The 22,947-nt window shown below is 45.7% G+C and carries 24 protein-coding genes; 8 read left to right on the forward strand and 16 right to left on the reverse strand.

Annotated elements, in window-relative coordinates; all coding sequences use genetic code 11:
• Window positions 1-69 precede the first annotated feature (69 nt).
• From TOL_RS14720 to TOL_RS14730, 3 genes are all read left to right on the forward strand, one after another.
• The gene (locus TOL_RS14720; protein ID WP_158505929.1) at window positions 70-1,410 is read left to right on the forward strand and encodes an adenylate/guanylate cyclase domain-containing protein; all 1,341 of its coding nucleotides are present in this window, start codon (window positions 70-72) and stop codon (window positions 1,408-1,410) included.
• Between the two features lie 124 nt (window positions 1,411-1,534).
• On the forward strand, window positions 1,535-2,653 hold the full coding sequence (locus TOL_RS14725; protein ID WP_015488157.1) for a hypothetical protein: 1,119 nt from the start codon (window positions 1,535-1,537) through the stop codon (window positions 2,651-2,653).
• An 8-nt stretch (window positions 2,654-2,661) separates the two neighbouring features.
• On the forward strand, window positions 2,662-3,090 hold the full coding sequence (locus TOL_RS14730) for a type 2 periplasmic-binding domain-containing protein (RefSeq protein ID WP_197537895.1): 429 nt from the start codon (window positions 2,662-2,664) through the stop codon (window positions 3,088-3,090).
• A gap of 121 nt (window positions 3,091-3,211) precedes the next feature.
• Here TOL_RS14730 and uvrA read toward each other — a convergent pair whose 3' ends face one another.
• Together uvrA and TOL_RS14740 are read right to left on the reverse strand one after the other, a co-directional pair.
• Window positions 3,212-6,043 (reverse strand): excinuclease ABC subunit UvrA, encoded by a 2,832-nt coding sequence (gene uvrA / locus TOL_RS14735; protein ID WP_015488159.1) that lies wholly within the window; start codon window positions 6,041-6,043, stop codon window positions 3,212-3,214.
• 68 nt (window positions 6,044-6,111) lie between these two features.
• Entirely contained in the window at window positions 6,112-6,792 is a 681-nt protein-coding gene (locus TOL_RS14740; protein ID WP_015488160.1) for a LuxR C-terminal-related transcriptional regulator, read from the reverse strand.
• A 274-nt stretch (window positions 6,793-7,066) separates the two neighbouring features.
• On the opposite strand from TOL_RS14740, the gene TOL_RS14745 reads away from it, so the two are divergent.
• Entirely contained in the window at window positions 7,067-8,437 is a 1,371-nt protein-coding gene (locus TOL_RS14745) for an MFS transporter (RefSeq protein WP_025264686.1), read from the forward strand.
• On the forward strand, window positions 8,421-9,086 hold the full coding sequence (gene ssb / locus TOL_RS14750) for a single-stranded DNA-binding protein (RefSeq protein ID WP_015488162.1): 666 nt from the start codon (window positions 8,421-8,423) through the stop codon (window positions 9,084-9,086). The genes TOL_RS14745 and ssb overlap by 17 nt, the downstream gene beginning before the upstream one ends.
• 103 nt (window positions 9,087-9,189) lie before the next feature.
• Here the strand turns inward: ssb and rpoS are convergent, their stop codons facing one another.
• The 9 genes from rpoS to TOL_RS14795 all read right to left on the reverse strand — a co-directional run bounded on the left by rpoS (window position 9,190) and on the right by TOL_RS14795 (window position 16,304).
• Window positions 9,190-10,158 carry an RNA polymerase sigma factor RpoS gene (gene rpoS / locus TOL_RS14755; RefSeq protein WP_015488163.1) on the reverse strand — a complete coding sequence of 323 codons (969 nt, stop codon included), beginning with the start codon at window positions 10,156-10,158 and terminating at the stop codon, window positions 9,190-9,192.
• A 76-nt stretch (window positions 10,159-10,234) separates the two neighbouring features.
• Window positions 10,235-11,014 (reverse strand): peptidoglycan DD-metalloendopeptidase family protein, encoded by a 780-nt coding sequence (locus TOL_RS14760; RefSeq protein ID WP_015488164.1) that lies wholly within the window; start codon window positions 11,012-11,014, stop codon window positions 10,235-10,237.
• A 244-nt stretch (window positions 11,015-11,258) separates the two neighbouring features.
• Window positions 11,259-12,155 (reverse strand): DUF368 domain-containing protein, encoded by an 897-nt coding sequence (locus tag TOL_RS14765; protein WP_041588522.1) that lies wholly within the window; start codon window positions 12,153-12,155, stop codon window positions 11,259-11,261.
• Between the two features lie 86 nt (window positions 12,156-12,241).
• Window positions 12,242-12,874, reverse strand: coding sequence for a protein-L-isoaspartate(D-aspartate) O-methyltransferase (locus TOL_RS14770; protein ID WP_041589061.1), 633 nt, complete (start codon window positions 12,872-12,874; stop codon window positions 12,242-12,244).
• A gap of 41 nt (window positions 12,875-12,915) precedes the next feature.
• Window positions 12,916-13,653 carry a 5'/3'-nucleotidase SurE gene (surE, locus tag TOL_RS14775; RefSeq protein ID WP_015488167.1) on the reverse strand — a complete coding sequence of 246 codons (738 nt, stop codon included), beginning with the start codon at window positions 13,651-13,653 and terminating at the stop codon, window positions 12,916-12,918.
• A gap of 25 nt (window positions 13,654-13,678) precedes the next feature.
• Window positions 13,679-14,704: a tRNA pseudouridine(13) synthase TruD gene (gene truD / locus TOL_RS14780; protein ID WP_015488168.1), complete on the reverse strand. Its 1,026-nt coding sequence runs from the start codon at window positions 14,702-14,704 to the stop codon at window positions 13,679-13,681.
• A 30-nt stretch (window positions 14,705-14,734) separates the two neighbouring features.
• Window positions 14,735-15,217, reverse strand: coding sequence for a 2-C-methyl-D-erythritol 2,4-cyclodiphosphate synthase (ispF, locus tag TOL_RS14785; RefSeq protein ID WP_015488169.1), 483 nt, complete (start codon window positions 15,215-15,217; stop codon window positions 14,735-14,737).
• Window positions 15,218-15,235: 18 nt separating this feature from the next.
• Complete coding sequence (gene ispD / locus TOL_RS14790; RefSeq protein ID WP_041588523.1) at window positions 15,236-15,937, reverse strand: 2-C-methyl-D-erythritol 4-phosphate cytidylyltransferase; 702 nt, start codon at window positions 15,935-15,937, stop codon at window positions 15,236-15,238.
• Window positions 15,938-15,953: 16 nt separating this feature from the next.
• Window positions 15,954-16,304, reverse strand: coding sequence for an FtsB family cell division protein (locus TOL_RS14795; protein ID WP_144055381.1), 351 nt, complete (start codon window positions 16,302-16,304; stop codon window positions 15,954-15,956).
• Between the two features lie 165 nt (window positions 16,305-16,469).
• On the opposite strand from TOL_RS14795, the gene TOL_RS14800 reads away from it, so the two are divergent.
• Window positions 16,470-17,660, forward strand: a complete 1,191-nt coding sequence (locus TOL_RS14800; protein WP_144055382.1) for a GGDEF domain-containing protein — start codon at window positions 16,470-16,472, stop codon at window positions 17,658-17,660.
• A gap of 28 nt (window positions 17,661-17,688) precedes the next feature.
• Here the strand turns inward: TOL_RS14800 and TOL_RS14805 are convergent, their stop codons facing one another.
• The 3 genes from TOL_RS14805 to TOL_RS19105 form a co-directional block, all read right to left on the reverse strand.
• Window positions 17,689-18,471, reverse strand: coding sequence for a hypothetical protein (locus TOL_RS14805; RefSeq protein ID WP_015488173.1), 783 nt, complete (start codon window positions 18,469-18,471; stop codon window positions 17,689-17,691).
• Between the two features lie 36 nt (window positions 18,472-18,507).
• Entirely contained in the window at window positions 18,508-19,557 is a 1,050-nt protein-coding gene (locus TOL_RS14810) for a hypothetical protein (protein WP_015488174.1), read from the reverse strand.
• Window positions 19,558-19,685: 128 nt separating this feature from the next.
• Complete coding sequence (locus TOL_RS19105) at window positions 19,686-19,856, reverse strand: hypothetical protein (protein ID WP_015488175.1); 171 nt, start codon at window positions 19,854-19,856, stop codon at window positions 19,686-19,688.
• Window positions 19,857-20,244: 388 nt separating this feature from the next.
• On the opposite strand from TOL_RS19105, the gene TOL_RS14815 reads away from it, so the two are divergent.
• Window positions 20,245-21,135 carry an adenylate/guanylate cyclase domain-containing protein gene (locus tag TOL_RS14815; protein WP_015488176.1) on the forward strand — a complete coding sequence of 297 codons (891 nt, stop codon included), beginning with the start codon at window positions 20,245-20,247 and terminating at the stop codon, window positions 21,133-21,135.
• A gap of 128 nt (window positions 21,136-21,263) precedes the next feature.
• Window positions 21,264-21,488 (forward strand): RCC1-like domain-containing protein, encoded by a 225-nt coding sequence (locus tag TOL_RS19540; protein ID WP_081601154.1) that lies wholly within the window; start codon window positions 21,264-21,266, stop codon window positions 21,486-21,488.
• Between the two features lie 191 nt (window positions 21,489-21,679).
• Here TOL_RS19540 and TOL_RS14820 read toward each other — a convergent pair whose 3' ends face one another.
• A complete protein-coding gene (locus tag TOL_RS14820; RefSeq protein WP_041588524.1) occupies window positions 21,680-22,261 on the reverse strand; it encodes a hypothetical protein in 582 nt (193 codons plus the stop codon).
• Window positions 22,262-22,427: 166 nt separating this feature from the next.
• Window positions 22,428-22,904, reverse strand: coding sequence for a P-loop NTPase family protein (locus TOL_RS14825; protein ID WP_015488179.1), 477 nt, complete (start codon window positions 22,902-22,904; stop codon window positions 22,428-22,430).
• Between the last annotated feature and the right edge of the window lie 43 nt (window positions 22,905-22,947).

Raw genomic sequence — 22,947 nt, forward strand, 5'->3', positions numbered from 1 at the left:
GGCGTTACTGCAGGCGGCGCATATAATACCATTAAAGTTATGGAAATCTTCGATTCTTTAGGTCGTATCATGCTGTTAAGACGCTTACGTCAACAAAAACTGAACACCAGTCAGATTATCGGCCTCACTGCAGCCCTAATGATCTTAGCTACCGGCTTGCTCGTCTGTGGCCTCACATATAGTCACCTGAGCTCGCAACTGCGCACTACCAGCATTGACGACAGCACGAGGCAACTGAGACAACTCAGCGTCGCCTTGACGCCGAGCCTGTTACGTCAAGACCGTATTAGTTTGAATTTGACTCTAAATGACTGGGACAGTGGCAATGCAATTGATGGCATTCGTGTTTTAGATACAGAGCAACAAATTCTCGCCGAACGCGGACAAGAGCAAACAGGCAGTCAAAAAATATCCGTTCCGGTTCTGCAAGATGCAAAAAACATTGGTTTGATTATTAGCTTTGCTAACACAGCTACCGCAACTCAACTTTCGCAACGTTACTTTTCGATTGGCTTAATCGCTAGCAGTGTATTGGCCTTACTTGGTGCGCTAATCGCCTATCAGTTTGGCGAACGGCACTCATATTATACTCGTCGTTTACAGCAACAGATGCTGCTGTGGCAACAAGGAGAAGATCTAACGCTACCAACGAAACCTCGTGATGCTGATAACTTAGCCTTACATCTAACTCTAGAAAAAATCGCACGCCGTGAGAGCCAAAAGCGCGCAATGGATGTAGCACTAGGTCAGTTTATGTCGAACAGCGACTCGCCCTACCCTGATCCACTTAAATATTACGATGCTGCCCTGCTATTTATTGAAATCCAAGATCTCGAGATTTTGCAAAATCGCCTCAGTGCCTCTGAATTAACCCAAACACTTAACCAATATCACCGACTGCTCAGCCAAGCGGCGAAGCTCTATAACGGTAAAGTGGACCGCTATCTTGGCGATGGCGTGGTGATGATGTTTGGTATACCCAATAACGATCGCAATGCCTCCCTACATTGTTTATATGCTGCACGCTTATTTTCTGGATTGGTCAATTATTTACGCGAGCATGATAGTCCGCTACTGGCACTCGAATTCCATATAGCGGCACATTGGGGGCCGGTATTAATGGCACCACTGCAAGAAGATAACCACACCCAATGCAACCTAATTGGCGACACCGTTCATTGGGCGTCTCACCTTGCCAGCCAGAGCGAAAGTGAGCGAATTTTAGTGAGCCACACTCTAGCCGAACATATCGACAATAATTTAGGTATTGAATGGCACGAAGGCCCTATTGCGTCTGATCTACACGGTCGTGAACAAAGTACCTATTGGTTAAAAAAACTACCTGACAAAAATGAATCATTAATTCAGCGCCAAATCACACACATCACCTCCATGGCTGAAAATGTCTAAATAAAATCCATGACACCCATTTATTTCTTTATTTATTAAAAAAATATGACAATCACGATTTGACCTCCCTTAGTTGTTGACTAATCTCAGTAAGAACCAACTAAACATAGTAAGGATAAGGTCCATGCTTAGAATTAAGCCCACATTGTTAGCAGTAGCCGTACTGGCTTCCGCTCAGGCTTCCGCTAGTGACGATGATTTACGCATCAACGGTTTTATGTCTGTCGGCGTAGGTATGTTATCTACAGATGATATCGCTGTATCTGGGTTTGATACCGATGCAAACTTCTCTACCGACACCGTCATTGCATTGCAAATCAGTAAACAAATCAATGAAACAACATCAGCAACGACTCAGTTAGTATCACGAGGCAGTGAAGAATATGATACCAATGCAACTTGGGCATACATTTCTTACGCAATCAATAATGACACCGACGTCCGCGTTGGCCGTCTACGTACGCCATTCTTTTATTATTCTGACTTTCTGGAAGTAGGCTATGCTTATAACTGGGTGCGGCCGCCGGAAGAAGTCTATCGTTTAGACGCATTCTCTTCCGTGAATGGGATTGATGTTACTCATCGTTTTAGCATGGGATCGACCGACGGCTCAGTGCAAACCTATTTTGGCCGTGTTAATGCTCCGTATACCATTGGTGACGAAAAGTATGAGTTTGAAGCTAAAAACATCAGCGGGATCGTATTAAATCTTAACCGTGGTAATTTTGGTACGCGCCTGTCGTACCATCGTACTGATCTTTATGCTGATTTAGATCCTGCGGGCAGTAGAACTCTAGACTCTTTACTGGCGGCAGCAACCTCGTATGGCCGAGGCGATGACTTTGATATCTCAGGACAAACTGCACAGTTCATGGGAGCTGCTGGCACTTGGGATAACGGTGAATATGCTTTTGTGGCCGAATACACCGCATTACGCCAAGAAACTGAATCCGTTTTAGACGATAATGCCTTCTTGCTAACCGGTGCAAAACGGTTTGGAACCACAACCGTGCATGCCACATACACATCAAAACGTGATTTAATCGAAGGTGATGCCATCCAAAAAAACTTAAAAAAGATGGCTCAATTACATAAACAAGCCTACATATTGGGCGCGCGCTATGATTACGACACAGGTACAGCCTTTAAGTTTGAACTTCAATACCAAGATGAAAAAACCGTTCAAGGCACCGATGGTGAATCGGGTATGTTGTACTCAGCAGCAATTGACTTAGTATTTTAAGGAGAAATATGATGCAATTTAATTTAATAGCTCGTTTCTTACTGTGTCTTTGTGTATTTTTAGGGACGAATACCTATGCTGAAGTCGCTGTTATCGTAAGCGCTAAAAATTCCAATACCACTATTGATACAGATACCTTATCACGAATATTTTTAGGTAAAACTTCAAACTTCCCGGATGGCAATCAAGCGATTCCCGTCGATCAAACTGAGGGCGCGGTGGCGCGCGAAAGTTTTAACGAAAAGGTACTGGGTAAAAGTTCAAGTCAGCTAAAAGCGTATTGGTCTCGCTTGATTTTTACTGGCAAAGGTACACCGCCAAAAGAAAGCGGTGGCGATGCAGATGTAAAAGCACTGGTAGCCAACAATCCCAATCTCATTGGTTATATTGACAGCTCGGCTGTCGATAGTTCTGTAAAAGTAATTTATAGTTTTTAAGTAAATATATTCAAATAAAAACGCCGATTTGTTCGGCGTTTTTATTTTAAAATTTATTTTTGCAACACAACCATCCCTGGGTAAACATTTACCTATGCTAAACGGCGGCGAAAGCCTTTAATTACCGCTGTTTTAGCAACGGCTTTAAGAAATGACCTGTGTGCGATTCTTTTACTTTAACCACATCTTCCGGTGTTCCTTCAGCGACAATATAGCCACCTTTCGAGCCACCTTCAGGGCCAAGATCGATAATCCAGTCTGCAGTTTTAATAACATCCAAGTTATGTTCGATGACCACAACCGTATTGCCGTGATCACGCAATCGATGCAAAACCACCAGCAGTTGCTCAATATCATGAAAATGTAAACCCGTGGTTGGCTCGTCCAAAATATACAAGGTACTACCGGTATCACGTTTAGATAATTCTTTCGCTAATTTAACCCGCTGAGCTTCACCACCAGATAAAGTCGTCGCGGCCTGACCTAATTTTATGTAGCTCAAACCGACATCCATTAGAGTTTGCAGCTTGCGCGAGACCGCTGGAATCGCTTCAAAGTAATCGCGGGCATCTTCAACTGTCATATCCAAAACTTCGTGGATATTCTTACCTTTATAACGAATATCTAACGTTTCGCGATTATAACGCTTACCTTTACAGACATCGCAAGGCACGTAGATGTCAGCCAAGAAGTGCATTTCCACTTTAATAACACCATCACCTTGGCAAGCTTCACAACGACCACCTTTGACGTTGAAAGAAAAACGTCCAGCCTTGTAGCCACGTGACCGCGCCTCTTGTGTACCAGCGAATAAATCACGTACTGGAGTAAATATGCCAGTATAGGTTGCAGGATTAGAACGAGGAGTACGACCAATAGGCGACTGATCAATATCGACCACTTTATCGAGTTTGTTTAATCCCGTTACTTCATCATATTCCGCTGCTTTTAATGTCGTAGCACCGTTGAGCGCCGTCGCCGCCAACGGGTATAGAGTACGATTAATAAGTGTCGACTTACCTGAACCAGAAACACCCGTCACACAGGTCATCACACCTAGTGGAATGGTTAAATCAACATTATTTAAATTATTGCCACGAGCGCCGGTTAATTTAAGCACTTTTTTCGGATCGAATTCAGTACGCTTTTTCGGCACTTCAATTCGGCGTTTACCCGATAAAAACTGTCCTGTTACTGACGCGGGATCATTAATCACATCGTTCGGTAAACCTTGCGAAATAATCTGCCCACCATGGACCCCAGCACCAGGGCCAATATCGATTAAATAGTCCGCACTGCGGATGGCGTCCTCGTCGTGCTCAACAACGATAACGGTATTGCCAAGATCGCGAAGATGAAACAAGGTTTTAAGTAGGCGATCATTATCCCGTTGATGCAAACCGATAGATGGTTCATCAAGAATATACATAACACCAACTAAACCTGCGCCAATTTGTGAGGCCAAACGAATACGCTGAGCTTCGCCACCCGATAAGGTATCGGAGCTACGATTTAAGGTTAAATACTCTAAACCCACATTCACTAAGAACTGCAAACGCTGGCGAATTTCTTTAACAATTTTTTCCGCGATCTCTCCGCGGTGGCCATCCAAGGTCAGGCCAGAAAAATACTTATAGGCATCTTCAATAGGCAATGAAGTACAAGCATGAATCGTTTTGTCGCCAATAAAGACGTTACGTGCTTCACGACGCAAACGCGAACCGTCACATACAGGACAAGGCTGCACGCTTAAGTATTTGGCTAGCTCTTCACGCACCATTTGTGAATCCGTTTCGCGATAGCGACGCTCAAGATTCGGCAAAACCCCTTCAAATGGGTGCTCTTTCGTCATCCGATCGCCGCGCGAATTCACATAAACGAACTTAACATCATCTTCGCCAGTACCATTTAATAGCAGAGACTGCTGTTCCGATGATAAATCGGCAAATGCTTGATTGAGATCGAAACCATAATGCTCTGCAACTGACGTTAGCATCTGGAAATAATAAATGCTGCGACGATCCCAACCACGAATCGCGCCTTCTGCAATCGTTAGGCTATCGTTGTGAACGATTAATTCGGGATCAAAATACTGCTTAACCCCTAAACCATCGCAACTCTGACAAGCGCCCGCAGGATTGTTGAACGAGAACAAACGCGGTTCTAGTTCCGACAGGCTGTAGCCACAATGAGGACAGGAGAACTGCGATGAAAATAATAGTGGCTCTGCTTTTTCATCATCCATAGAGGCCACAATGACCAAGCCACCGCTTAACTCTAAGCAAGTTTCGATCGACTCTGACAAGCGCTGCTGAATGCCATCTTTAACTTTGAAGCGATCAACCACGACTTCAATCGTATGCTTACGACGTTTATCAAGGTCAGGAGTATCATCCAAATCGCATACCGTGCCGTCGATACGCACGCGTATAAATCCCTGTGCACGTAAACTTTCAAAAACGTGGACGTGCTCGCCTTTGCGATCGCGAATAACGGGCGCCAAGATCATTCGCTTGCTGTCTTCAGGCAAAGCGACAATAGCATCAACCATCTGACTGACGGTTTGCGCTTCTAAGGGAACATCGTGATCTGGACAGCGTGGAATGCCGACGCGAGCAAACAATAATCGTAGATAATCGTAGATCTCTGTCACAGTCCCCACAGTAGAACGCGGGTTGTGCGACGTAGACTTTTGTTCAATCGAAATGGCTGGAGATAAGCCTTCGATCAAATCGACATCAGGCTTTTCCATCATAGATAAAAACTGGCGAGCATACGTTGAAAGTGATTCAACGTAACGACGCTGGCCTTCTGCGTAGAGTGTATCAAACGCCAACGATGATTTACCCGAACCACTAAGGCCCGTGATCACGACTAGCTGATCTCGTGGTATATCAATATCAATGTTTTTAAGGTTATGGGTGCGGGCCCCGCGAACCTGAATCTTATCCATAGATGGCGATCACTGCTTATGAGAAGAAAGCCACCATTGTAGAGCAAGCGAGGCGCAGGTTCAGCCGCTTATTCAATACTCTCGTGCAACAACTCATCCATATTCTCTTGCGCCCAGTTCACCGCTTGAATGCGATTGGTCACGCCGATCTTTTTAAACAAGTTATAGATGTGTGTTTTTACTGTGTGCATACTGACGCTCAACGACGTCGCAATCTCAGTATTGGTCGCACCGGTAGCGGTAAGTTGCAGAATTTGCTTCTCGCGTTTGGTTAACAAGCCATTGAATGCGGTTAACCGCTTTGGCTTATGGCGATTGCGTTCTAAGTACTGCGCCATCAAATGACGAGGCAACCAGTATTCTCCGTCGAAAATCCCAAGAATACCTTTGCTCAGTTGTTGCTGCGAAGTTTCGCGGTAGAACAAGCCATTAACCATAGGCCAAACTATCATGCGTTCAACAGGATGATTACGACTGGTATTAAAGAAAGCGACCGAGATATCAGCCTCTTGATCATGCACTTGCTCAAGTAACTCCTGAATTCGATCAGTGCGAGCACTGTCGGCATCGATAAGCGCAAGAGTTTGACCGGCGTTGCCGGTCCACTCACCACGCCACTCAGGTACGCTCACCAATTGGCAATCGACGCGAGTGCGCTGATGAATAAATCCGATAAGAATGGAATTTTGCAGATTTTGTTGGCCAAACAAGATTACGCGACGATCGGCGACATCAATTGATTTACTCATAACATAGCTCCTTTATGTCTTTTTTTCATCCATGAAGGCTTATTAAGCCCTGTCTTGAGTGTACGCATTCCGGCTTAAAATGCCACTCTACTTACTATTTTTTTTCTTATTTTTGTAACCGTGTGTAATTTATTTTCTGATCTATTTACGCCATATCGTCAGTTTAACTGGTCGAAATCAAATCTATCTGGCGCATGATCTAATCAAGCGCAGACAATACTGCTAAACTGTCGCCCTTTTTGACGATACTCGGACAATACAGCAAGCAATGAATATGTCTGCCACCACTCGCACCGAACAACGTGCCGTCGCCTCATTAGCTTCCTTGTATGCACTACGCATGCTCGGCTTATTTATGGTTCTACCGGTTATGATGATTCATGGCCAGTCGTTATCAGGTGCAACCCCGCAACTACTAGGCTTAGCGATGGGAGTTTATGGACTAACCCAAGCCTTGCTGCAAATCCCAGCAGGCGCATTATCTGACCGTATCGGTCGTAAACCTGTGATCATTGGCGGCTTAGTCATATTTGCATTAGGCAGCATTATCGCGGCCAGCGCTGATTCGGTATACGGCGTCATCTTTGGTCGAGCACTTCAAGGCTGTGGCGCGATTGCAAGTGCGATCATGGCCTTGGTAACCGACTTAACGCGTGAAGAGCATCGCATGAAAGCGATGGCTTCTATTGGCGCCAGCATCGGCTTATCATTTTCAGTCGCTTTAATTCTCGGTCCATGGCTCGCTGGCATGGGCGGCTTAAGTTTGATATTTGGCCTAACCGCGGCACTGGCCATCGGTGGCCTACTCGTAACGCTATGGGTTATTCCTAATCCACCAGCCCAACCTCATCGCGATGCAACCGCGGTCATGGCCGAAGTAGGCAAACAATTGCGTAACTTACGTTTGTGGCCTCTAAATCTCGGGATTTTCCTACTACACGCTCTGATGGTCGCCATTTTTGTAGCAATTCCAGGTCAGCTAACCCTATCAGGACTGACTCCAGATCATCATAGCTGGCTCTACCTTCCAGTTTTAGGCGTTGCCTTTGTTTTGATGGTGCCTCTGATCATCATTGCCGAGAAGAAACGGCAAATGAAAAACGTAGTACTCATTGCGGCCCTTATTATCGCCGCTGCCTTAATCGGTATGAGCCAAGCACACCAACTATGGCATTGGATTGGCCTATTGTTGCTCTATTTCTGGGGCTTTAATTTGATGGAAGCCAGCTTGCCATCTTGGCTGAGCAAGATAGCACCAGCCGGCGCAAAAGGCAGTGCAATGGGCATTTATTCCAGTATGCAGTTTATGGGCGCGTTCGTCGGCGGAAGCCTTGGTGGATGGGTTCTACAGAACTATGGCGTTAACGTATTATTTGTCGGACTAGGGGTCTTGGTGGTACTTTGGGCGATCGTCATTGGACAGTCCTCGGCACCGCAGCATCTAACCAGTGTCCGCCTGACGACCGACGGCAACTGTTCTGAGCTCCAGCTCGCCAGCTTAATGTCATTACCCGGCGTTTCTGAAGTACTTCATCTAGCGGATGAGTGCGCCGTCTATTTAAAAGTGAGCGCAGACGTCTTCGATCGTAATCAGGCCTCTGCCATAATTCATTCCACAGGAGATAATCATGGGTCGCAGCGTTAATAAAGTGACACTTATTGGTACTCTGGGTCGTGACCCAGAAGTTCGTTACATGCCGAATGGCAATGCCGTGGCCAACGTCAATCTGGCTACCGACGAAAGCTATACCGATAAGCAAACTGGTCAAAAAGTTGAAGCCACTGAATGGCATCGTATTACCGTTTACGGAAAGTTGGCCGAAATCATTCAGCAATATCTGAAGAAAGGCTCAAAAGCGTATTTCGAAGGTAAGTTACGTACTCGCGAGTGGGAAAAAGACGGCGTAAAACGCTACACCACCGAAATTGTTGCCAACGATATGATGATGCTAGATGGTCGCGGCGACGGCATGTCTTCCGCTCCGGCAATGGCAGGTAACGCAGCGGCAGCAATGGGCGGCATGGGAGGTATGAATGCACCGCAAGGTGGTGGTTACCAACAACCAATGCAAGCGCCTCAGCACGCACCACAACAAGCGCCGCAACGTGCTCCTCAACAGGCTCCACAGTATGCGCCACAACAAGCAGCACCACAGCATAGTGGCTACCAGCAACCCGCTCATCCGCAAGCCGCACCGCAAGGTCGTCCGGCACCAGGTGGTTATCAGCAGCCAGCTCAAGCGCCACAGCCAAGCAATAACTTTGATGATTTTGACGACGATATTCCGTTCTAATTCATCGAGAGCTAGCTCCGCTGCTAGTATTTACTAGCGGCCAATAAAAAACCCAGCAATTGCTGGGTTTTTTATTTAATCAGGAATGTTTACTACGAATTGCTTACGCTTCACCGAACAGGGTCATGGCGTTCAGACCTTGTTTTTCCATGATTTCACGTAAACGCTTCAGGGCTTCAACTTGGATCTGACGTACACGCTCACGCGTCAAACCAATCTCACGGCCCACATCTTCAAGGGTGCTGGTTTCATAACCGCGCAAGCCAAAACGACGGGATAGGACTTCACGCTGTTTTTCTGGTAATTCTTCGATCCACTGATCCAAGTTCGATTGGATATCTTGGCGTTGTAACTCTTCACCAGGATCCGATACACGATCATCAGCGATGGTATCTAAAATCGACTTGTCAGAATTGGGACCTAAAGGAGTGTCTACAGATGTCACACGCTCATTTAACTTAAGCATGCGTTTTACGTCTTCTACCGGCTTCTCTAGCAAGGCTGCAATTTCTTCAGCAGTCGGTTCGTGATCCAACTTTTGAGTCAGCTCGCGAGCAGCACGTAGATATACGTTTAATTCTTTCACCACATGAATCGGCAAACGGATAGTACGCGTTTGATTCATAATGGCACGTTCAATCGTTTGACGAATCCACCAAGTAGCGTAAGTCGAGAAACGGAAGCCACGCTCCGGATCAAACTTCTCCACGGCGCGAATCAAGCCTAGATTGCCTTCTTCGATCAAATCTAGCAGCGACAACCCACGGTTTACATAACGGCGTGAAATCTTCACCACCAGTCGTAGGTTACTCTCAATCATACGACGGCGGCCCATCTCGTCACCCTTACGGGCTAAACGAGCGTAATGCACTTCCTCTTCTGCTGAGAGCAAAGGCGAGAACCCAATCTCATTGAGATACAACTGAGTAGCATCAAGAGCTTTGTGCGAAGTGTCAGCGGCAAAACGTTCTTCTACCTCTTCAACGTCTGCTGCCTCTTCAATCTGCTCATCGATCGCTTCGACATCATCGAAAACGTCTTCTTCACGAATTTCCCGTTGTTGTACTGCCATGTTCATTCCCGCCTTTATTGTTATCGCCCTGAATCTGAACCGAAACAGATTTTGTACCAGAACGATTGATTAACTTTCATCCACTGCCCCCACCCGTTTTGGGGAGGAATTTCAGCGGATCAACCGGCTTGCCGTTTTCTCGGATCTCAAAGTGAAGTTTCACTTTGTCGGTACCAGTAGATCCTATTTCGGCAATTTTTTGCCCCGCTTTAACACTTTCGTTCTCTCGAACCACAATGCGGCTAGCGTGGGCATAAGCACTTAGGAATTTTTCGTTGTGTCGAATGATTACTAAGTTGCCATAACCGCGTAATCCGGTTCCCGCATAAACCACGGATCCGGCCGCTGCTGCCAACACAGATTCACCCAAAGAACCGGCGATATCAATCCCCTTGCTCACCGGCTTTTTGGCTGAAAAGTAACCAATCAGACGTCCATTTGTCGGCCATTTCCAGTCAGTTTCCGCATTAGATGGCGGCAAAACCGGCGCGTTATGACTTTTTTGAGTGTTAGGTTTAGACGCACTTTCCTTGACCGATGGTACTTTTGACGGTTTTTCGACGCTTGCGACGACGCCTTGACGTACTTGAGATGGTGGATACGAGATGTCAATTTTTTGACCAGGGTAGATAACATAAGGGCTAGAGATGGAGTTAGCACTCGCCAACTCCCTATAGTCCAATCCATAACGCCACGCAATGGAAAACAGTGTGTCACCACGGCGAACCTGATGGAAACCTGACGCCCTTTCTCCTTTATTGAACTTCTCTTCAACTGAGACAAATTCGCGACTAGAAAGGCACCCTGAGACGAGTGTTACTAATGTGACTAATATGACAGTGGCCGCTAGTTTCATGGTTGTCCGTATGTGGTTGTTTTTTGACACTGCAAAATGACGGTTTTTTACAATGTTGAAAAGTTATGTCAAAAACTAACTTTTTGAACTTTAAAATTAATTACTTATTCCTAAACAATCTAAAAAATATAGGAATTTTTTCATATTAGTCACTGTATACAGGAACTTACTAGGGTGTAACAAAAAAAGCGGCCATCGAGGTGGCCGCTTTGGTGATCTTGTGCTGAGCTTAATGTCCTCTTTGTTATTTATGAGAGACCGCTACTCGCTCCATAATGAGCACAACAAGCGCTCCAATCACCATCAAAACCACTGCCACCGCGAACATATCATCGACAACAGGCAAACTATTTTGCTGAATAAAGGGGATAATTTCACCTTTACTGTTCACTCGCGTGCTAATGGTTTCTTTCCAAGGCCACACTTTGACCAAAGATCCCGCCATAAATCCCGTCAGTAATGCCATTAATGTGTGTTCGTAGTGGTGCAGTAGCCAACTCAACACTCTTGAAAACAACATAAGGCCTAGCCCAGCGCCCGCAGCAAACGTACCCAGAAGAACGATATCTCCAGAGCGAACAGCGCCCAAAACAGGTTCGTATAAGCCCATCAGTAGAAGAATAAAACTACCTGAAATCCCCGGTAAAATCATGGCGCAGATGGCAATACTGCCCGCCCCAAAGATAATTAGCGTGGTTGGTTCTATCGACGTTGGCGAAGCCAAGCTGATAAATGCCGCAATTACTGCACCGCTGACAAGCGCAAGCAACTCTTGCCAGCGCCATTGCGCGATGGTTTTACCCATATGCCAGCATGACGCAATGATCAATCCAAAGAAAAATGCCCACAGTAAAACGGGATAATGGAGTAATAAATGGTGTAGAACGCGAGCCAGTGACACCAGCGCTAATAAAATACCACTTCCTAATGTCAGTAAAAATGTGCCGTTGATGGCTTTCCATGCGGCTTGAGGGCCGTCGCGAAATAATGTCTTTAGTGCATTAAGATTAATACTGCGAATCGAATCGAGTAACTCGCCATAAATACCTGTAATAAAAGCGATGGTGCCACCAGACACTCCTGGTACAACATCCGCAGCGCCCATCGCGACACCTTTTAAAAATAACCATACCGCTGACATGTTCACTCCGTGACACTCCTCTATTACATCGATTTAACTAGGCGTAAAAAAGGACGCAAAAGCGCGTCCTAGCAATTGAATAAAAACTAACGCTGCACACCCGGCAAAAAGGGCACGAATCGCACTGGCTCTAACGATTTACGCGAAAAATGGTCGCCATGACGAGTAATCAATACTAGCTTTTGCTCTGCACCACCAACCGGTAATACCAAACGTCCGCCGTCCACTAATTGCTCAAGTAATGACTCTGGCACTTCTTCTGGCGCAGCAGCAGCCAATATACCGTCGTAAGGGCCATGTTCGGGCCAACCCCAAGTGCCGTCAGACATAGACAATCGTACGTTGTCGTATCCTAACCTCTGCAAACGCTCCACTGCACGTAAGTGCAAAGGCTCGATGCGCTCGACACTATAAAGCTGCTTAACTAAGGGGCTGAGTACCGCCGTTTGATAACCCGAGCCAGTACCGATTTCTAACACTCGATTTAACGGCCCTGCCGCCAGCAAGACTTCGGTCATGCGAGCAACGGTATATGGTTGGCTAATGGTTTGATTATTGCCAATGGGCAAAGCTGTATCTTCGTAAGCTCGATGGGCCAAGGCTTCATCAACAAAAAGATGTCGCGGTGTCGTCGCAATCACACTCAGTACAGCTTCGCTTTGAATGCCGGCATCACGCAAACGCTGAACCAAGCGATTGCGCGTGCGCTGCGACGTCATACCAATACCTGTTAACTGCTGTTCGTTCACGCCTATTCCTATTAACGCAACTGCGTACTCAATGTGTCGATGGCACTGTGCAGTGTCATATCCATTTGAATCGGGGTGATGGATACACGTCCTTGTTCAATGGCGTAAAAATCTGTGCCTGGCCCTGCATCAGCAGCCGCTCCTGCCGCAGAGATCCAATAGCATTCTTTACCACGTGGATTGGTGGTTAATACTGGGTTATCAGAACTTAAGCGGTGACCCAAACGAGTAACTTCAATACCGTTCAAATCGTCGTAAAGACGATCAGGTACATTGATGTTAATAATCGAATTCGTCGGTAACGCTAGGCTTTCTAATTTCGGCAGTAGCTCGATCAATACACGCGCTGCTGTCGCAAAGTGGGTGCGGCCGGTTAATGACACTGCAATCGGCGTTTTCGCTAAAAAACGTCCTTCCATCGCCGCAGCAACCGTACCCGAATATAAGACGTCATCGCCTAAATTAGCACCGCTATTGATACCCGAAATAACCCGCTCGCAGCGATCAACAAAGAAAGTATTCACGCCCAAATGAACGCAATCGGTTGGCGTACCATTTAAGCTAATAAAGCCATTTTCGAGATGAACCGGATGAAGCGGACGATCAAGCGTTAGCGAGTTACTCGCGCCGCTACGATCGCGATCAGGTGCAACCACGCACACTTCATGGCCGATTGCCGTCAAGGCGTCGGCTAGCGTTCGTAAACCTAATGCGTGAACGCCATCATCATTCGCTAGCATCAATGTCATTGGCAAACCTGCTTATAAAATTTACTCATGATTCTGCGGAGTCAGGACTCGGTTCATCGAACGATCTTCTTTCTGGCTCATCCACTTGCATGAGCTCTCGAATAAGAGAGGTCGCATAATAACCGGCAGCCAACGAAAAGGTGAGTGTTAAATCAACAGTACCGTGATCATTGTCATGCCATTCCCAGCGCATACCATCGGGTTTTGCCGAAAGCGCACGACGCTCTTGGTTTAAACCCGCATGTTCCATACCATCGCAGAGATCCGCGTGCTGCTGAGCAATCGAGGTTTCTAGTGCCAGCGCTTCCTCGGTGGAGGTTAAACGCCCACGTCCCCATAAAGGGCCAGTAACCGCACCCGTATCATCCAACAAATCACCAGCTAAGGTTTTACCCCATAAGCCAAGTCGAATGCGTTCAGCCAGCACGTCGTTGAAAACGAGTGACCTTACAGCGGATAGATAAATACTTTTTTTATTACGATTACGAACGCGTAAATCGCCAGCCAGCATGGCGCGGCCCGATTCAATATTGCCACCGCCATAACCAAAACGTTGCTCACCAAAATAATTGGGGACACCGTGCTCTTTAATCGCTTCGAGGTTAGCTTCAAGTAAGGCACGATCACCTTCGACCTTGCGCACCACCAGCGTAAAACGATTGCCAAGTAAGTCACCGCGACGTAATTTTCGTGCATGACGGGTTTGGCTTAGCACGGTCATCTCTTCGTTATTTAGCGAAGAGAAATCCGGCTCTTGAACGCGTGGTAGGTATAAGCTGAACCACTGACGCGTAATCGCATTGCGATCTTTCATACCCGCGTAGCCAACGTCCATATCCCGCACACCGGCAAATTCGGCTAGTCGGCCCGCAATCCATGCCGTGTTAGCGCCGTCCTTTTCAATATGCAGCCAAACGTGCTCACCTTCACCTGCTGGGATTTCTTGAGGAATTTCATCAACCCGAAAATCGGCATTCTCAAGTTTCAGCCAGCCATGTGCACCGGTTTCTGGATAGGCGTTAGGCCAGCTAGGCAATAAAGTTTCTGTCACTGCAATTAATCTCTGTGTTGACGCTCGGGTTTAACGCACCCGAGAGTCCAGTAGTAAGGCCACTGCATGCACAGCAATGCCCTCTTTACGCCCGACATAGCCGAGCTTTTCTGTAGTTGTCGCTTTAACATTTACGTCGTCGATACGTACGCATAAATCAGCCGCAATCGCCGAGCGCATGTCTTCAATGTGTGGCGCCATTTTCGGCGCTTGAGCAATAATAGTGATATCAACGTTACCTACGCGGTAGCCTTTGTTATCAATCAGGCTAACCACATGCCGCAGTAAGCCGCGACTATCAGCACCAGCCCACTGCTCTTCGGTATCCGGGAAATGCTTGCCTATATCACCCAGAGCCGCTGCGCCTAATAACGCATCCGCTAAAGCATGTAAGGCAACGTCACCATCGGAGTGAGCCTTTAATCCATGACTATGCGGAATCTGTACCCCACCCAATGTAATAAAGTCGCCGTCTTCAAACGCATGAACATCAAAACCATGACCAATACGCATACACACTCCTAAGCGAATTTATCTATCTTGGGTTAAAAACAATTCAGCCAGCGCCAAATCTTCTGGACGCGTGACCTTGATATTATCGGCTCGACCTTCCACCAGTAACGGAAATTGCTGACAGTATTCCATAGCTGAGGCCTCATCCGTCACTTCATAGCCCTGCGCTAAACAAGTTGTTAATGCATCACGTAATTCAGCATAGCGAAATACTTGTGGCGTTAGCGCGTGCCAAAGCTGCACTCGATCAACGGTATGGTCTATGCGCACTTTACCACTGCTATCGACGATCACCCCGCGCTTCATTGTATCGCGAGTCGGTGTCGCTAATATCGCACCGGGAGCTACCAATACGGAAAATAACTTGTCGAGATCACTGTGGCGTAAACAGGGGCGAGCCACATCATGCACCACCACCCAATCATCGTCAGTCGCTAACCCATCCAGCGCCGCCAAACCATTCAACACAGAATGACAGCGCTCAGCACCACCATTCGCACGAAGAATACGGGGATCATTCGCAAAATCACTTTGTGGCCAGTAAGGGTCATCTTCCGATAACACCATCACTACCTGCTCAAAATCAGGGTAGCTGAGCATGCATTCTAAAGTATGGTCGAGTAAGAAGCGCTGTTGCAGTAGCAGATACTGCTTTGGACGATCCGCCATCATGCGACGCCCAACTCCCGCTGCTGGAAGGATTGGCCAATAACGTGACATTAGCGGGTAGCTGCCATTATTTGGGATCAACGAAGAGTATAAAGGTCTCACCATCGCGAATAAGACCTAGGTCTTCACGGGCGGTTTCTTCGAGCAGAGCAGTACCGGTTTTTAGGTCGTGAACTTCAGCCATGAGATCGCGATTCACTTGCTGCTGATGAAGATTATTACTCTCCATAGTATCGGTTAGCTGTCGTAGCTCGTTACTCGCCACAACACCGCTGTCATCAAACCACAGGCGATACTGAAGAAGCAGCAGCAAAAGCACTGCAACTGTGGTCCAAATGTACTTCAGGCTAATCGCCATGGCCCATTGCTCGTCTTGATAGTGGGTTTTTGAGTGGTCGAAGCAGAAATTTCGCTGCACATGATAAACCAGACTAAGGCTGCGACCAAATGACTATCCGATTGAATTCAGCCCAAGTTACGTCAGAGTGGCTATACTCAAACCATCTATTGATAAGAACATCAAACATATGCGTTTAGAGCATCGACATAACAAATTTAATATGGCCATTGAGAAAAATGCGATATGAATCTAGGTAGCATAGCTGGCATCGTACATCGACTGCGCAGCGGATCGATCCCTAACCCAATGGATTGGCGCGCCATCGACCGCTATATTCTTCTATCTGCTCTCGTATTTTTAGCCCCTGCCTGTTTTGGCATATCCTTATGGGTTACCAACGTATTAGCCCCAGAATACTTAAATCAGTCATTAGTACCCTACATGTTATGGATGTATGGCATTCATATTCTTGTGTTAATTGGGTTTATCGTTGAAGCCTTCCACCGACGACACTATGCCGATGACTGGCCCTTCTTTGAAAGCTTCATTATTGGCAGCTACATCGTCGTGATATTGATCAGTGGTTACCTTACCGGTAGCCACTTCACCGAAGGATTACTACTCATATTCTTAGGCGTAAACATTACTTGTACGTTAGCGAATGTTAATAAAATACGATTTTGTTACTGGCTGGTTATGCCAACACTGTTGGTGATGGGTATTGCCGATTTCATACCGAGCGTGCCTTACGCCATTCTGTTAGAAAAACCACCGATATTACCGGATGGGCACCCAGTGCTTGGATGGTTAATCGTTCGTGGGCTGATCGTTTTCATCCTCACGCTTTTAATTTACCTATGCATTCTCGCTATGAAACGCTGGACCGAGCGAGAAAGCCTGTATCAAGAAATGTCGACCATTGATGGCTTAACCCGACTTTCCAACCGAAACTTTTTCATTAACCGTGGTGAGGAAGAAATAGAGCGCGCACAAAAGCAGCATGCTCATCCAATGTCGCCGTTAGCCTGCATTATGATCGACTTAGATCATTTTAAGCGAATTAACGATCAATGGGGCCACCACGCAGGCGACGAAGTACTGGTTGCTGCTTCCAAAATCATGATGAATAACGCCCGCAGAAATGACGAAGTCGGCCGTTATGGCGGTGAAGAATTCGCAATACTACTACCAAACACCAATATAAAAACGGCGGAGCGCATTGCCGAAAGACTAAGAGTTAAAATCAGTGAAACTCAGGTCATGGTCGATGGAGAGATCATAAAAGTGACTGCGAGCTTTGGTGTCGCCTGCTATCCATCCGATGGAGTCAGCGGTATGGGCGATCTACTGAAAACCGCTGATAAAGCTCTGTACGAAGCGAAAGAAACTGGGCGCAATAAAGTGGTGGTTGCTTGCTGCAGCGATAAAAAATAAGCCTTAGAACAATTCTAAGGCTATCGACCTACCACTTAAGCAAAGATTCCGACGCATAAGCCTCAGACCTAGACTCAATCGTTTTGCCTTCCGCATCAATTTCTTTTTCATCGCGTCTTGAAGGATAGAACCCCAGCGGCGGTAATTCCTCATCCGGCACAGAGCCGCGAGTGATAATATCGAAGTGATTTAAGTAATCTAAGAAAAACGCCATGACATGGGATTTAATGTCTGCCGGTGGTGGAGTATCATTTGGCCAACAAGCGGAAGCATCGAAATCGACCATGATGATTAGGTGCTCGGTTAGTTCTGTGCAAAAACGATCAATACGATCAAAGTTTCCAAACGACAAATATCCCCACAATCGATTATTGATTGTAAGAACCTCTATGTCCGAGGCATGTTTCGGGTAACTATAATCTTTAGAATGAAAATCTGGGCGAGGCTTACCACCGCCATATATATCAAACATGCCGGCTTGAATTTTTTCTGAGGAGTTCCAGAACCCAGCGGCTATTCCTAGATCGGATTTTGGCCAAATCTTCAATGAATACGAAGAGTATCTGCTCGAAGTCTCTTCATTCAACGACTTATTAAAAATATCTAAATATCCCCAAATAGGCGAAATCTCTCCGGTACAATCGGGATTGGCTCTTACCCCTAAGTCGCTAGAAGAAAACGAATATTGGTACAAAGGCTCGTGCCTAGCCTTGTCGCTACAGGGAACTTGAATTCTGAACTCATTTATATCGAAACAATAGACGGCGATATTCGCCATATTATCCCACTCTTTTTTAATATTTGTATCCATACAAATCTCCTAATCGAAACTAATAAATCATCATGATTAACTAAGAAGATTCGTATCCGATTTCATATTTCGCCACATTTCAAAAAAACTAATATTCGCTTTGTTTTGAATTTGCTGCTGAAACTTAGCATAAACCTTACTGTTACTATCGTCGTATGACGCAGGGTCGAGCATCTGATAGCTTGATGAGAAGGGTGTTCTTACGTTCTTATCTAACACCGCCGATGCACCAAATCCGTTTGCAAGCTTCTCCACTACAGAAAATGGCGCATGTGGATCTAATAAACGAAACTCGAATTTTTTTAATACTTGATTAGAACCTTTAACCAATCGCAAAGCGTCGGTTAAAAGCTTAGCCGATTCATCATAAACATAAACAGTATATTTATCGTATAGCTGCCCTGCCCATTCATTCGCTGTTGCCGTCCCAACAAGGATATCAGCTAACTCTTGTGGATTAGCGATTTTCCCTCGACCTTCAGGTGATGTGTACTTTTGATCGCCTACAATCACAGCCAACGGACTATGGTAAAGATCAAAATCGGTTTTATGCATCGCCTGGTCAGACGATTTCAACATTATTTCTGAAAGCTTGTTCAGATCTAAAATACCCTTTTCATCTTGTGCTGAGCCAATACGAAAAATCTTATTCTTAATTTCACGACCAGAAGCTTTCGTCCCTTCCCAACTTCCATCGGTGTAACGCATATGAAACAACCCGGCACCGACATTGTTTGGATTGTGCGCGAATCCGCGTAGATTATAAATGTAGACCCCAGGCCCTCGGCTTAGCCCCCCCGCATTATCCTGAAAAATTTTATAAAATAAACGAACGCAATGCCCAGTAACCTTTCCGAAATCCATGTAATACAAATCTGGCTTGCCTTCAGCTTGCCCAGCATCTTTACCATCTGCCACCGAAGAAAGTCGCTGCATAATTTCGCTTGCAATTAAATTGCCTGAATCGGTTGCTGGCTTGACATACTCAGCGAAAGGCAAGATCAACTCTGGATCGATGTACACTTTTCGACCGGCGTCGCTATTGTAATAAGAAAGAAAACTAGAAAAGTCGGGAGATGAGGTCATGCTGCGTCCTTTGCATAGAGTGTCCAATTGGTGCGTAGTTTACCGAATTGAATGTCCAAAGCAATCCTACATCGAAAAAGCATTACGGCAGAACGCAAATACCTTAAGCTTTACAAATAAGACTGAGGTTAGTCCTTCTTCTCAACTGTAATTTCAATGGTTTTACTATTACCAGCAAACCATTTTTGAATGTACAAAGTCCCCATTATTGGAGCCATTCCATCCTCAGGAACCTCCTGATAACGCACACTGTTTTTCGTTTCTTTCTCGTATTCAAATTTTACTGTCTTCTTTGACATAACGTTTCCTATCAAATAATTTCTGAGTAAAAATATCGCGCCATGGGATGGATGATATCATCGCTACCATAGGTTAGAGCTAGAGCGACTACTAACCATCACACATACTCTACGCTGGTCTAGCCTTCATTAATCCAGCCTCATCTATTCTAAAATTGGCTCATTTGCTCCACCAATGTCCCACATTTTCCAATTTTGGCCCATTCTCCCTAAGAAAGTCTCATTTATTTCCCTAAAATCACCAGCAAAGTATAAAATCGGTTAAAGTTCACTTCTATATCCAAGATCAGCTCCATCAGCATAAAACATGTTGGTTTTGACAGCCCCATCAAGATGCCGGTATGGAAGCCAATGTTATTCGCGACGCTACATCAAGGAATCTCCGCCTATGTCGAATGAATCTGCAGCCATCATGTTCTCTGACGTCTCGGGTAGCTCACGCTTGTTCAAAGAAGTGGGCGATGCCGAAGCGCGAGCAATCATCTCGAAAGTCGTCTCCATGATGATGGACAAGACCCAAGCACAAAATGGCACTGTGATTAAAACCATTGGCGACGAGGTAATGGCTTCATTTCCAACGGCTCAAGCCGCATTAAATGCTGCGACAGATATTCAAAAAGATATCGACACGCGATATTACGGAGCCCCCCTAACAATTCGCATTGGTTTTCACTTCGGCCCTATCATTGAAGAAGCTGGCGATGTTTACGGTGAGGCGGTTAATGATGCAGCCGACTTAGTAAAAATCGCCAAGGGCGGCCAGATTATAACCAGCGAGCAAACGCGTCAGGCGTTGCCACCTGAATCACAAGATAAACTCGAAGTATTTGATAAAATTCGCTTAAAAGGTGGCAAAAAAACTGCCGTTATTTATATTGCCGAATGGGAAGACGATCAAGAATCCAACGCGACTATGTTCATGGCGGCCGTTAATACCGAAATCGCCGCCGCGATTGAAGCTCGCAGCTTACAAATAGAATATGAAGATCAAAATATCACGCTCAGTAAAAATGATGTGCCATTTACCATCGGGCGTGGAGCGGATGTCGATTTAACCATCGAGTGCAATATGGCATCGCGTAGTCATTGCACCATTGATTACCGACGCGGAAAGTTTGTGTTGGTCGACAAAAGCACCAATGGAACCTACCTTGCGGCGGATGGCCGGGAACCGCTTTATTTACGTAGAGAAGAAACTCCACTCATGAGCACTGGCACTATCAGCTTTTCGCCAGAAATTGACGAGCCTGGCCCGCATCGCATGCGTTATATTTGTTAACGACATCAATCACTGCCAATAACGGGAAGTATTAAAGCCTTTATGCCTAGGCTTAAAATCCGAAAAAATTAATTATATTTAAAATAATCGTTAGGAAATTTTCATACTCACCCTAAAAAAAACCTACCATTTACACTTCTTCTGAAAATAAAAATTCAACCACTTCCTATACACCGGTCACCGTACTAGATTCAGGCGATCTAGCCTCCGTTACTACTGGCAATGTGCATACCTGTGTTTTGAAAACCGATGGCACGGTTAGTTGTTGGGGTAACAACAATTGGGGTCAACTGGGCAACAGTATTTTCCAACTTGGTCAGCCATTTACGACTGATCCTACAACAATTTCTTAAACTAAACGCTTTAGAAGAATCAGCTGACGCATTCGGCTAAAAGTAATCGACACAAATAAAAAGGCCCGTTCGGGGCCTTTTTTATTGAGGATTTTATAAGCGTTACCAAAAAAATCGATGCCCTCTACCCGAAAAATACGCACCCTAAAGAGCTATCTAATTCGGGGGGCTATTCTTATAAAAACCAAGTACTACTCGACAACAAGGCTAAAGTTATTAACACATGGCTGCGGTGGCGAATAAGTGACGATTTGCGGGAGGATTCCTCCAGACGAACAATTTTGAAGTAAAGGTCCTATATAGGGTACACCTCCACTTTTCACATTAGGGCTTCCCAGCCACCAATTGTTAGTAAATGCCGCAGTGATATTGCCCTGCGCTAAAATTAAGTCAGCACAAGTAGTAACCTTATCCCCTTGGGTAAGTACCAGAGTGCCCTCTACCGCAAAGTTGAGTTCGTCCGGCATGGGGCCACTAGAATCACAGGCAATAGCACTACCCGTGCCGACATGATCCGCAAACCACTCTGCAACTTGCTCGGTCTTATGACGATCCGCTTTAACCGTGATCTTGCACTTACCGTCTTCAACCTTGGCCGAGGTACCGTCATAATCTTTATTCTTCGAGACATCATATGCCGATACCGCATAGGAGCAGTCTGTTAAACCATTCACATGCAGATACACATCATTACTGTCTGCACCTGCCATAACAGCAGCTGAGAGAAAAAGACTCGGTAATATTAGTAAATGTTTATTCGATAGATTTTTCATAATCAACTCCATGATCATCAGGGGGACAGTCCAGCTTTTATCTGAACCTATAAACACTATCAAACTACGACAAGGAATAAAGTTAACTTACACTATTTACGGTAACCATAGCGCTAATGCTAGCGCATTCGGCGACATCAACCGCAAGGTAGCGTTAAATGTGTCATTATTCATTAGATTTGATTTCGGTCTTTTTACCCTGAAAACCTTGAAAAAGATCACGATGCGCAGTGTATGAAAGAGAGTCATCCCGATCCATATATCCTGCAATCCAATCTAAAAGCATGGGTAGATTATCGTCTTGAGCTTCTTTAGATTGGTATTTATGGGGTTCCCACGGCCTGTTCTTAGCATTTTCTTGACATAGCCAAGTCGGTAAATTCATAAAAATAGCTTCATTAGCGAACGGCTTCACTAATTCAAGTAAATCTGCGTAACAACCTTCCACAACCCACTCGCCATTTTCACTAATGAAAGCCCTAATTTGTTCATGCACCTGCGCGATGGCACGCCTCTCGGGAGGAATAGTAGGAAGCCAAGCTAGAGGATCTAAATCGAGATGAGCCAATCCCCCTTCCGTTAGTTTTTTGGCTAATGTAGACTTTCCTGAGCCTGAATTACCGAAAATAATTATTTTTCTCAAAAAATCACCACTCTCAGTCTAGGTCTACAGCCCGATACACCCA

Source organism: Thalassolituus oleivorans MIL-1, assembly GCF_000355675.1.
In the GTDB taxonomy this organism is placed as follows: Bacteria; Pseudomonadota; Gammaproteobacteria; order Pseudomonadales; family Oceanobacteraceae; genus Thalassolituus; species Thalassolituus oleivorans.